The 12216-nt window shown below is 61.7% G+C and carries 9 protein-coding genes and 2 pseudogenes; 5 read left to right on the forward strand and 6 right to left on the reverse strand.

The window, feature by feature from the left end:
* Positions 1-111 precede the first annotated feature (111 nt).
* Positions 112-1241 (reverse strand): IS3-like element ISRj2 family transposase gene (locus tag HAP54_RS09150; RefSeq protein WP_166204126.1). Its coding sequence is split into 2 segments (ribosomal slippage): positions 112-989 and positions 989-1241, totalling 1131 coding nucleotides; the frame shifts between segments, so codons are not numbered across the junction.
* Positions 1242-1330: 89 nt separating this feature from the next.
* Between HAP54_RS09150 and HAP54_RS09155 the strand changes: the two are divergent.
* The 3 genes and pseudogenes from HAP54_RS09155 to HAP54_RS09165 all read left to right on the forward strand — a co-directional run.
* Positions 1331-2089 (forward strand): annotated as a pseudogene (locus HAP54_RS09155) (transposase); the annotation flags it as partial.
* Positions 2090-2993: 904 nt separating this feature from the next.
* Complete coding sequence (locus HAP54_RS09160) at positions 2994-3194, forward strand: hypothetical protein (protein WP_166299460.1); 201 nt, start codon at positions 2994-2996, stop codon at positions 3192-3194.
* A 26-nt stretch (positions 3195-3220) separates the two neighbouring features.
* Entirely contained in the window at positions 3221-3430 is a 210-nt protein-coding gene (locus tag HAP54_RS09165) for a PRC-barrel domain-containing protein (protein WP_166299461.1), read from the forward strand.
* Positions 3431-4143: 713 nt separating this feature from the next.
* On the opposite strand, the gene HAP54_RS09170 is transcribed toward HAP54_RS09165, so the two are convergent.
* Positions 4144-4872, reverse strand: a complete 729-nt coding sequence (locus tag HAP54_RS09170; RefSeq protein ID WP_166299462.1) for a hypothetical protein — start codon at positions 4870-4872, stop codon at positions 4144-4146.
* 424 nt (positions 4873-5296) lie between these two features.
* On the opposite strand from HAP54_RS09170, the gene HAP54_RS09175 reads away from it, so the two are divergent.
* Both HAP54_RS09175 and HAP54_RS09180 read left to right on the forward strand, forming a co-directional pair.
* Positions 5297-7264, forward strand: coding sequence for a methyl-accepting chemotaxis protein (locus HAP54_RS09175; protein ID WP_166299463.1), 1968 nt, complete (start codon positions 5297-5299; stop codon positions 7262-7264).
* A 253-nt stretch (positions 7265-7517) separates the two neighbouring features.
* Positions 7518-8583: pseudogene (locus tag HAP54_RS09180) on the forward strand (IS630 family transposase).
* A 65-nt stretch (positions 8584-8648) separates the two neighbouring features.
* Here the strand turns inward: HAP54_RS09180 and HAP54_RS09185 are convergent.
* Genes HAP54_RS09185 through modA form a run of 4 tightly spaced genes read right to left on the reverse strand, consistent with a single transcriptional unit; the run spans position 8649 to position 12198 of the window.
* Positions 8649-9983, reverse strand: a complete 1335-nt coding sequence (locus HAP54_RS09185) for an IS1182 family transposase (RefSeq protein WP_166202952.1) — start codon at positions 9981-9983, stop codon at positions 8649-8651.
* Positions 9984-10040: 57 nt separating this feature from the next.
* Entirely contained in the window at positions 10041-10712 is a 672-nt protein-coding gene (modC, locus tag HAP54_RS09190; RefSeq protein ID WP_166299464.1) for a molybdenum ABC transporter ATP-binding protein, read from the reverse strand.
* Between the two features lie 2 nt (positions 10713-10714).
* Entirely contained in the window at positions 10715-11410 is a 696-nt protein-coding gene (modB, locus tag HAP54_RS09195) for a molybdate ABC transporter permease subunit (RefSeq protein ID WP_166299465.1), read from the reverse strand.
* Between the two features lie 2 nt (positions 11411-11412).
* On the reverse strand, positions 11413-12198 hold the full coding sequence (gene modA / locus HAP54_RS09200) for a molybdate ABC transporter substrate-binding protein (RefSeq protein ID WP_166299466.1): 786 nt from the start codon (positions 12196-12198) through the stop codon (positions 11413-11415).
* Between the last annotated feature and the right edge of the window lie 18 nt (positions 12199-12216).

Raw genomic sequence — 12216 nt, forward strand, 5'->3', positions numbered from 1 at the left:
GGATTTAAGTGGATTCCTGCCGGGTTATGCTGAACGCGGGGCCTTACGATTTTGTCGTTGCGTCGGGAGGGCGTAGCCCGACCAGAGCGACGACAAAATCGTCGGCGACGGTCATGCGGCCATCACCATAGCTTGCGTGCCGAAGTAAGCCTCGTCGGGCGTGCGCCCGTCAAGGCTCGAGTGAGGGCGTCCCTGATTGTAGAAGGCCAGATACTTGGCAATTGACGCTCGCGCCTCGGACACGCTGTCGTAGGCGCGGAGATAAACTTCTTCGTATTTGACCGTGCGCCAGAGCCGCTCGACAAACACGTTGTCGCGCCAGGCGCCCTTGCCGTCCATGCTGATGGCGATCTTCGCGTCCAGCAGCACATCGGTGAACTCGAGGCTGGTGAACTGGCTGCCCTGGTCCGTGTTGAAAATCTCGGGCCTGCCGTGCTTCGCCAACGCCTCCTGGACCGCTTCGACGCAGAAGGCCGCCTCCATTGTGATCGAGACGCGATGGGCCAGGACCCGTCGGCTGAACACATCGACGACCGCCGCGAGATAGACGAAGCCACGCCGCATCGGAATGTAGGTGATGTCCATTGCCCACGCCTGGTCGGGCCGCTCGATCTTCAATCCGCGCAACAGGTACGGGTAGATCTTGTGACCCGGTGCCGGCTTACTCGTGTTCGGGCGACGATAGACCGCCTCGATCCCCATGCGCTTCATCAGCGTCGCGATGTGGCGGCGACCGGCGTATACGCCCTCCCGCCGCAGCAACGATCGCTGCATACGCGCTCCCGCGAAGGGATAATCGAGATGCAGCTCATCGAGCCGACGCATCAAGGCAAGGTCCTCGGCCGAAACTGGCCGAGGTTCATAGTAGACCGTGCTGCGAGCCAGCTTCAGGACCTTCGCCTGGCGCACGATAGAAAGATCATGACCGCGGTCGATCATCGCTTTGCGCTCAGCAGGCCCGCCTTGGTGAGCGCGCCGGACAAAAAATCGTTTTCCAACGCCAGCTCGCCGATCTTGGCATGTAACGCCTTCAAATCGACCGGCGTCTCGGCCGACGCCTTGTCATGCCCAAACACGCCGGCGGCGCCTTCCAGGAGCTGGTTTTTCCAGATCGTGATCTGGTTCGGATGAACATCAAACAGTTGCGCCAGCTCCGCCAGCGTCTTGTCGCCTTTGACCGCAGCCAAAGCAACCTTCGCCTTGAATGCCGGAGAATGCATCCGGCGGCTCTTCTTCGTCATCTTCGCTCCTGATTCGCGGCAAGAATCCTCGCCGCTGTCAGGCAGAAAATCCACTCAAGCTACTGTCCGAATTTGCGGAGCCAGCTCTGATCTCGCTGACCGATCCTGACGCGCGCTCGATGGCGACCAGTGGCAAGGACACCGGGATTGTTGGCTATAACGTGCAGATTGCAGTTGATACGCAACATCATCTCATCGTGGCTCACGAGGTGACCAACGTGGGCACCGATCGCCACCAACTCGCCAAAATGGCCGGGCAGGCACGCGACGAGATGGCTGTCGAAACCCTCGAAGTCGTGGCAGACCGCGGCTATTACGATGGAGAGGAGATCAGGGCCTGCGAGGAAGCCGACATAACGGTGACGTTGCCGAAGCCGATGACTTCGGGCGCCAAAGCTGCTGGCCGCTTCGGCAAACAGGACTTCGTCTATGTCGCCGCCGAAGATGTTTATCGCTGTCCCGCCGGCGAGCAACTAACTTATCACTATACGAACGTAGAGGATGGAAAGACACTGCGTCGCTATTGGACAAGCACCTGCAAAACCTGCGCGCTAAAAGCTCAGTGCACGACAGGGCCCGAGCGCCGCATCTCACGCTGGGAGCACGAGGCCGTTCTGGAGAAAGTTCAGGATCGGCTCGACCACAGCGCCAATGCAATGGGTGTCCGCCGCCGGACAGTGGAGCATCCGTTCGGCACGTTGAAGTGTTGGATGGGAGCAACGCACTTTCTCACGAAAAAGCTGCCAAAGGTGGCCGCCGAGATGGCGCTCAACGTGCTCGCCTACAACATGAAACGCGTGATGATGATCCTGGGCGTAGGCGGATTGCTGGAGGCGATGCGGGCGTGAGGCCGACCTCCGCGCGACCAAGTCCGCGCCTACATGAAGTTCCTGGTTGCCACTGGGCTCGCTTCCACCGAATTAGAAGCTCGGCGGCCGCGAAATGCACCAGTGCGCCGCAAGTTACACGATTTTCACACGGCCTGGGCCAATATCGGAAGTAACGGACATGACGTTGCGGCGTACGCAGAAGCAGCGTTCAATTCTGACAGACGAAGAACGCGACGTATGGGTGCGAGCGCCATGGGATGTGTTACAGCCCAACTTGCCGCACGGGCACGATGCCTCATGACTTAGGAGCGCCGCCAATGCTTTCTGAGTTACACCGGCTGTTAGCCACCAGACCGTGTCAAATACGGATCCAAGGTTCCAGCTAATCGGTCCGCCACTTGTCTGGCGGACAGCGTGGACTGCTTTTCGGGATAGAGCGAGCCGACGGAATTCACGACCAGCCCGCTACAAGCGGCAAGAACAACTATCGCATTCGCAGCGAGATATTTGGTCCTCATGACGATGGTCCCTTCATCGCCCCATGAACTAACTGGACACTCTCAGAAATGGTTCCCGCGCGCAACGATGGCATTCGATGGGATGCGTCGACCTCCCACTCCGGGTTCCTCCGAATGGAACATCGCGTCGCGATCAGAGATCAAGGAACGAAAGCGCACGCCGGGCTTTAGAGAGATGCGAGACCGCCCCTCGCTGGTAGAAAGTCCGCGCATGTCGCGGATAGCCAAAGGTCGCGACCAAAGACCCGCTGTTGTGAAAACGAGCGCTCGCGCAGATAGCCAAAAGCGGCGGTCTCCCGGTCCATTCAAAAGTCGCTGGCCGTGCCTCCACTGAGGTTACGGAGGCGGTAGCTACGATGTCGGACTTTGGCTGGGTTTGCATTTACGGGAACGAGAGCAATTGCATGAACCATCGCGTTGACCTTGACCACGCGCACAGCCGCGCCATCGTTCGAGAGATCGGCGAGAGATTGGGCGCGTCGCTGAAGCCAGAGCCGGGACTACCAGAGGGACTTAGACAGCAAATCGACCGGCTCCGCGAATTGGAGGAGCAATCACCATCGATCATTCCAGCGGCCGAGCGCTGGGACAAGGTTCGCCGCTGAGACGGCTCGGCCGAATTGGATGAGCAATGCCATCGGTGAAGCGCCGTGCGTCAAGAATTCTGAATGAGTACGGCGAGGCACAAGCCGAATTGATCGGCAAAGCCGTCGTCCTTACAGATGGAAAAGCAGGCACGGTCGAGCACGTTTGGCTGGATGAATTGCACGGGCTTCGGATTTCGATCAAAGGTCATGACGGAAGATGGCCGGTCTCAACCATCAAGATCACGGAGAACTAGCGCGCTGTACGGCGCGATCCTTTCAGATCAGCCCAATCAAGATGAAAAGAGCGATTTCGGGCAGGAAAGTGGCGCTCATGATCGCGACCGTAAGGAACACGTCGCCCGCCGAGAGAGGATTCATGAATGCCTCGCATCTTGCGAAGCCCCAAGAGTAAATCATTCAGGCCAGAAAATGTTTCGGTTTCAACGCAGACGGCGCGAGATGCGGGCCGCGGACATCCGAGGGCGGCCTAAAGGCAGGGCCCGCTTCGGGTCAAACTCAGAAGTCGGAACACGCAATCGTAACGACCGCTTCACCTCAACACCGGGACTTTCGATTAGCCAGCGCGGCACTTCCGAAAAGGGCCAACAAGGCGACATTCGCGAAATGAAAGAGGCCGCCAACTGAGGCGGCCTTAGTGGATAGCTCCCAATTCTTTCAGCTCGGCGCTCTTGTGAGCGCCAACCGATACTGTTAGTCGCAACGGCGGATCCTGCGGACCGAACCGTCGTCGCGCTCGATCGTGACGGTGCGGCATCCACCGCGATATCCGCGATCATATCCGTTGTCATATCCGTAGGCGCGATAAGCGGGTCGATCGTAGTCTCGGTAGTAACGCCGCTCCGTGGGCGGCGTCGCAGCGATCTGATGCGATGGGCCGGTTCCAGACATGCCTGCAAATTAGAGCGGTCCTCCGAATAGCCCATTTGACGGGCCTCCAGCTTTCGCGTCAGCGTCGCCGGGACGCTATGCGCTCAATATCGGCCGCGCATTGATCATTAAGAAGATCACCTAGCCTGCCCACATCCTTGATACCGAAGTACACGTTGCAAGGTGTCTCGGCCAAACGGAAGTGAGGCAACCTGCGCCCGACTTTTACGAATCTGCGGTCACGAAAAACTGGTTCGGATTTATATGTGTCGTATCTGAGTTCGCCGAACGAGCCGACGATATGGCGGACGCTTACATTTCCGTAGCACCACAAGCCGGCATAGACGCAAGCGCCGTTGAGGTATCTCAAATCATATGCAGCAAAGCCATCCGTATCGGCGACGCGCTTGAAGTACCTAAGCCATCTGACGAACATTCTTGTCTGATCGATTTTTACGATCATTCGTTCTGTCGTGAGAATATACGCAAATGCCCCGCCTATGCGCAGCGCGAATAACTGAGGTATGAAAGCAAATGTGACTATCACACAGACAACTATCCATCGTCCTCTTACGAGCCCTTCAATGGCGTGTTGCTCGGGTGTTAGGGTATAGATTCCGTGGTACGCGAAAAGCGCCAGGAAAAGAGCTCCCCACGTAGGAACGGTCGTTGAGCAGAAGAAAGTACTGAACCATCCTGGCGTGCCAATCCAGACAACCCGCTCGTCTTCACCCAGCTTGGGTGTCACCCCGGAGGCGTCGACCAGGTCTTGAGGCGGATCGAATATCGACAGACCGCGCTGGATCATTGATCGAAAGCTCGCTTGCAAGGCGCGGTCGAGAATCGAAATTGTCCGCGTCTGAACTCTAGCGCAGGCGAGGCAATGATGCACGCTATGCGTGTATTAACCGCTAATCCTCCATTCTGAATGCCGCTGAGTTGTGTGCAATCAACCGGACAAGGACAAAGGCCAAGCAGCGCAGGGGGAGGGCTGGGGTGGGTATCGCCGCGTATCCCATCGTGGAGAGAGCCCCCACCCGCAATCGGGAGAGGCGAAGCGAGTCTGCGGTCCGACTGATTCAACCTAACTCCATCCCGCTCCAGCCGCTCGGTACGAAAGTAGCACCGGCGACAACGGTCGCGGCACGAATACCGGCCGCAACAACACCCGGTTGTTAAGCTTTTTCTGAGACTTTGCGGGCGGCGCTAATGCCTGGAGTTCCGCTGGTCCCATGTTCACGCTTCGATCGATTGCCGCCCGCCTGATCCTGGCGATTTCGCTGACCGTTGCAGTCGCCTGCGCCATCCTCGGCGGCTTCTCCATCAGCCAGCAGCGCGCGTTGACCCGGCTGGCTCTCGATCAGCAGCTCAAGCTGCAATATGACAGCGTGATTGCAGCGATCGACTACGAGGGGCGCGCTGCGCTGGCGGTCTCGGCTGTCATCGCCGCCTTGCCGCCGGTCGAGGATGCCATCGCTAGGGGCGACCGCGATGGCCTCGGAAAGCTGCTCAGCGCTCCCTGGGCGTCGATGAAGGCGCAGGGCATCCCGCTGATCTCGTTCTGGCAGACCCCGGCGACGAGCTTCTACCGGGTCCACGCGCCAAAGCTGTTCGGCGATGACGCCTCCGCGCGGCGCACGACGGTGGTGGAATCGATCAAAGCCGGCAAGCCGATCGTCGGCGTCGAGCCCGGCCGCGAAGCGCTTTCGATCTTCGGCATGACCCCGATCATGCACGACGGCAAGACGCTGGCCAATGTCGACGTCGGCGCCGCCTTCGGCAAGGAATTCGTCGACCGCGCCAAGAAGCGCTTCGGCATCGACCTCGCCGTGCATTCCTTCGACGGCCAGAGCTTCAAGCGGCTGTCCTCGACCTTCGGCGACACGGTGGTCGCGACCCAGGACGAGCTCAAGGGGGTGATGAGCGGTTCGGCACTGCTGCGCGACGCGACGCTCGACGGCCATGCGGTGGAGCTCTATCTCGGGCAGATCAAGAACTATGCCGGCGAACCGGTCGCCGTGCTCGAGATCATCAAGGACACCAGCGACTATGAAGCCGCCGCATCAAGCGCGCAGCGCAATCTGATCCTCGGCACGGTCGCGATCCTGGCCGCAGCCGTGTTGCTCGCGTTCCTGCTCGGCCGCGGCCTGTCCCGGCCGCTCACCGCGATCACCGCCGTGATGAACCGCCTGTCCAGCGGCGATACCAGCGTCACGATTCCCGGCAGCGAGCGCCGCGACGAGCTCGGCACCATGGCCAAGGCGGTCGACGTGTTCCGCCGCGGCATGATCGAGACCTCTTCGCTGCGCGACGCGCAGGAAGCCGACAAGGTGAAGGCTGCAGCCGACCAGCAGGCGTTGCAGCGGCAGATGGCCGACCGTTTCGAATCCGACGTCAAGGGCATGGTCGCCGCGGTCGCGCGGTCGTCGAGCGACATGCAGCGCGTCGCCAACGAGATCACCACCAGCGTCAACGGCGCCTCGGAACGGACCACGGCGGCGGCTGCCGCGTCCGAGGAGGCGTCGGCCAGCGTCAATGCGGTCGCAGCCGCCACCGAAGAGCTGGCCTCCTCGATCACCGAGATCGGCCGCCAGGTCACCCATTCCAGCCCTGTCGCCGACAATGCAGTCGCCAAGGCCAAGGAGACCACCGAGATGGTGACGAGCCTGGCCGCATCCGCCGAGAAGATCGGCGACGTGCTGCGCCTGATCAGCGCGATCGCCAGCCAGACCAATCTGCTGGCGCTCAACGCCACCATCGAGGCCGCGCGCGCCGGCGAGGCCGGCCGCGGCTTTGCCGTGGTCGCCGCCGAGGTGAAGGGATTGGCGAGCCAGACCGCGAAGGCGACCGAGGAAATCGCCGGCCAGGTCGGCGCGATCCAGTCAGCCACCGGCAATTGCGTCAGCGCAATCGGCGACATCAGCGGCACCATCCGCGAGATCTCGGGGATCGCCACCGCCATCGCGGCCGCCGTCGAGCAGCAGGACTCGGCGACGCGGGAGATTGCCCGCAGCGTGCAGCAGGCCTCCGCCGGGACCGTCGAAGTCTCCGCCAATATCGCCGGCGCGAGCGAGGCCGCCGGCCAATCCCGCGCCCTTACCGGCAATGTGCTGGATACGTCCAGCCAGCTCGGCGATCACGCATCCGCGCTGTCGCACAGCGTCGACACCTTCCTCGCCGGACTGCGCAACGCCGCTTAATCTTACTGTGCCATAGGCACAATACCCGTCATCCGTCACCCTGAGGTGGCCGCTTCTTCAGCGGCCCTCGAAGGGTCGACGGCCACCAGCGGGGCCGTGCACCCTTCGAGGCTCGCAAGAACTCGCGCCTCCAGCGACAAAGGCGAAGCCTTTGCGCGAGGATGACGGGCCGGGAAGCGTACGCCTCGGGCCTATGACGCAGCAGTAATAGTACCTACTGTTCTTAAAGCGTGAGTCGTGATTCAAGGTCGGGATGATACCCGAAGCAAGAGAAGTCCACCTTTCGAGGAAAGATCGCAAGGTGCTTGAGGCGTGTTGCCGCTCCCCGGTGACGTTGCAGCGCGATTTGAAGCGGGCGCGGATAGTTCTGTTGGCGGCGGATGGACGCAGCACTCGGTCGATCGCCAAGGAAGTTGGGGTCCAGCCGCGGATTGTCAGCCTTTGGCGGCATCGCTATGCCGACCAAGGCCTTGAAGGGCTGCAAGACAAGCCGCGACCGGGCAAGCAGCCAATCTATACGAAGGCCACCGACAAGCGGATTCTGAAGCTGCTGGACAAGCCGCCGCCGGACGGGTTCGCACGCTGGACCGGGCCCCTGCTGGCCGGGGCGCTGGGCGATGTTGACGTCCAATATGTCTGGCGGTTCCTGCGCAGCCACAAGATTGACCTCGCGGCTCGTAAGTCCTGGTGTGAGAGCAACGACCCGAACTTTACGGCCAAAGCCGCCGATGTTGTCGGCCTCTATGTCGCCCCGCCCGCGAAGGCCATTGTGCTGTGCGTGGACGAGAAGCCCTCGATCCAGGCTTTGGAGCGAGCGCAGGGTTATCTGAAGTTGCCCAATGGCCGCGCCTTGACCGGCCAGAGCCACGATTACAAGCGGCATGGCACCACAACATTGTTTGCGGCGCTCGAAGTCGCCACCGGAAAGATCATCGCGGCGCATTCAAAACGCCGACGCCGCGTCGAGTTTCTCGACTTCATGAACAGCGTCACCGCGGCTTTTCCGAACCGGAAGCTTCACGTCATCCTCCGACAACCTCAACACCCACAAGAAGAACGAGCATTGGCTCAAGGCCCACCCCAACGTGCAATTTCATTTCACGCCGACAAGTGCGTCTTGGCTCAATCAGGTCGAGGTATGGTTTTCGATCTTGCAGGGGCAGTCGCTCAGCGGCACCTCCTTCACAAGCCTCACGCAGCTTCAGGAGCACATCGATGCCTACGTCAACGCATACAACGACAGAGCCGAGCCCTTCGTCTGGACCAAGAAAAAGGTCCGTCAACGCCGTTTCAAAGGCCGCCGTATCACTCAGCTCTGATTCTGGGTACTAGGAGCCCGTCCAGATATGTTTTCGTGACGGGCATTTGTTGTAGAGTAGCAGGCTCAGGCTGCGTTTGCGAGGTTGAACAGCTTGAGGAGGTTATGGACGGTGCAGATCATTGTCCACTCGGCGCGCACTTTCTCGATGCCCCGCAACAGGAACTGGCGGAAGCCTCTTGCCTGTTTGATCTGTCCGAACACCGGCTCCACCACTTGCTTTCGCAATCGGTAGGGTGTTTCGAAGCCGCCATCGTCGATCTTCTTTCGCATGGCCTGTGTCAGCGGGCCGCCGACTTTTCCGTTCGCTACTGTCGGGTGCTTGGCGCGTCCGGGCGCGACATAGCCATCGATGCTGCGTGTGTCGAGCGCTTCGAGATTGGCTTCGCTGCAGTAGCCGGAATCCGCTGAGGCCTGCCGCGGCTTGCGGCCAAGATTGCTCTCGATGGCCTCGATCAGGGGCACCAACTGGCCCTGATCGCTGCCGTGCTGGGTCAGTTCTTGCGCGACAATGATCTGGGCATGTGCATCGACGGCCGCCTGGGCATTATAGGCCTGAACGAAGCCATCCTTCGACTTCATGATGCGGCTTTCCGGATCGGTGAAGTTGCGTTGCGCCTTGGGATTGGGTTCCTCCGATGGCAGCGCCGCCGGTTTGCCCGGCTTCTTGCGGCCTTCGGCCTGGCGCTGCTGTTCCTTTTCGGCCTCGATGCGGCGCTCTTCCTCCGCCGCCAGTTTGGCGTCCGCTTCCAGCGCCGCCATCGCTTGCTGGATCTTCGCCAGCCGTTTCTGCTTGTCGACGGTCCAGTCCGGCAGTTCGTCGCTGTTGCCGAAAGTCTCATCCTCCGAGGCATCCGCCGCCTCGGCGGCCGCCAGCATGCGAGCGACCTCGGCCTTCAATTCCGCCTCGCGCTTCTTCATGCGCTCATAACTCATCGCCTTGTGTTTCGACGCGTTCGCCTTGATCTTCGTACCATCCAGCGCGACATGACCGAGCTTGACCAGCCCGGCCGTCTCGCACAACTTCAGAACCTGCACGAATAGCGCGCCGAGCGCCTTCAAATGTCGCTTGCGAAAGTCGCTGATCGTCCGAAAATCCGGCGCATCCAGCGCCACGATCATCACAAAATCGTTCCGCTCCCGGCAGGCCTTGGCAATCCGACGCGACGAATACAGCCCACTCGCATAGCTATGCAGCAGCAGCGCCACCATCATCCGCGGATCAAACGGCGGCTGCCCAAGCCCGCTCACATAGCTGCCCATGATCTCCCTGAGATCGAGGCTCTCCCGCACCAGATCAACCATAAACCGCGAGACATGGCCTTTCGGCACGAAGTCCTGCACATTCGGCGGCAGAAGCAGCGTCTGATCGATGTTCCAAGGCCGAAAATACTTGCTCATCGCCCAATGTTGAATCAGACCCGACCAGATTTGAACAGCGACTATCCAGACAAGCTCCTAGGCGCCAGATGTCAGCACCTTGACACCGCCGAACGCGGTCACCTGGCCGCGGCGCAGCATCACGATCTGGGTGGCGAGCTGGCGCAGCTCGGCCGCGTCGTGGCTGACATAGACCATGGGGACGCCGGCCTCGTCCCGCAGCCGCACCAGATAGGGCAGGATCTCGAGCTTGCGGCTTTCGTCGAGCGCGCCCAGCGGCTCGTCGAGCAGCAGCAGCCGCGGCTTCGACAACAGCGCCCGGCCGAGCGCAACGCGCTGGCGCTCGCCGCCGGAGAGCTTTCCGGGGCGGCGGTCGAGCAGGGCGCCGATGTCGAGCAGGTCGACGACGCGCTTGTGTTGCGCGGGATCCTCGGCGAGACCGTTCATGCGGCGACCGTAGTCGAGGTTCTGCCTGATATCGAGATGCGGAAACAGCCGTGCGTCCTGGAAGACGTAGCCGATGCGGCGGCGCCAAGTCGGCACGTGGATGCCGGCGGTGGTGTCGTCGACGGTCTCGCCATCGATCACGATCGTGCCGCGGTCCGGGCGCAACAGTCCCGCGATGGTGTTGATCAGCGAGGTCTTGCCGGAGCCGGACGCGCCGAACAGGCCGGTGACGCGGCCCTCGCTGGTGAACGATGCCGCAAGCGTGAACTCGCCGAGCTGCTTGGTGATGTCGACGCGCAGCATCGCTATTGCCCGTGCAGGCGCGCGGTGGCCCGGCGCGCGAACACTTCGGCTGCGACCAGCGCGCCGACCGCGAGCACGACCGAGATGATCACGAGCCGGGCTGCAGCGGTGTCGCCGTCCGGCGTCTGGATCAGCGAATAGATCGCCGACGAAATGGTCTGGGTCTCGCCGGGAATGTTGGAGACGAAGGTGATGGTCGCGCCGAACTCGCCGATCGCCTTGGCAAAGCCGAGCACCATGCCGGCCAGCACGCCCGGCAGTGCGAGCGGCAGCGTCACCGTTGCGAACACCCGCCACGGCGCCGCGCCCAGCGTCTCGGCGGCCTGCTCGAGACGGCGATCGACCGCCTCGATCGAGAGACGGATCGGCCGCACCAGCAGCGGAAACGACATCACGCCGCAGGCCAGCGCCGCGCCAGTCCAGCGGAAAGCGAACACGATGCCGAGATGATCGGCCAGCCAGCCGCCGACCAGGCCGCGTTTGCCGAAGGTCAGCAGCAGCAGATAGCCCGTGACGACCGGCGGCAGCACCAGCGGCAGATGCACAGCGGCATCGAGCAGCGACTTGCCCCAGAAGTCGCGCCGCGCCAACAGCCAGGCGAGGGCGATTCCAAACGGGGTCGCCACCAGCGTTGCGATGATGGCGACCCGCAGTGACAGCAGGATCGCCGTCCATTCGGTCGGCGAGATCTCAAACACGCTCAGGTCGTCGGGCTGATCAGGAAATTGAAGCCATACTTCTCGAGGATCGTCTTCGCCGCCGACGAACGCAGGAAGGCGAGATATTCCGCGGTCTCCGGCTTCGCGGTCGTGGTCGCCGCGACCGGATAGATGATGGCCGGATGGCTGTCGGTCGGGAAGGTGCCGACGATCTTGACGCCGGGCTCGACCTTGGCGTCGGTCGAGTAGACGATGCCGAGCACGGCTTCGCCGCGCGCCACCAGCGTCAGTGCCGCGCGTACGCTGTCGGCCATCGCGAATTTCGGCTCCGCCGCCTGCCATGCACCGAGCTTCTCGAGCGCGGCCTTGGCATATTTGCCAACCGGCACCGCCTTGACGTCGCCGGTCGCGATCCTGCCGTCGCCGGCGAGCTTGGCGAGATCGAAGCCCGGTCCGATGTTGACGTTGTCGATCTTGGAATCCTTCGGCGCGATCAGCACGATCGAGTTGCCGAGCAGGTTGACCCGGGTCTGCTCATTGATGTTCTTCTGCTTGATCGCGTAGTCCATCCAGTCGGTGTCGGCGGAGACGAACACGTCGGCCGGCGCGCCCTGCTCGATCTGTTTTGCCAATGCCGAGCTTGCGGCATAGCTGGCGCTGATCTTGACGCCGGTCTTGGCGGTGTAGGCCGCATTGATGTCGTCGAGCGCGTTCTTCATCGAGGCCGCGGCAAAGACGGTAAGCGTCTTGTCCTCGGCGCTCGCGGGCGAATGGATCGCGCCGAGCAGGATGACGAAGGTAGTGAAAAGTCCGGCAAGTCGTGACATGGAAAGCGCTCCGTGCGA

The organism is Bradyrhizobium sp. 2S1, from assembly GCF_011516625.5.
Taxonomy (GTDB): Bacteria; Pseudomonadota; Alphaproteobacteria; order Rhizobiales; family Xanthobacteraceae; genus Bradyrhizobium; species Bradyrhizobium septentrionale.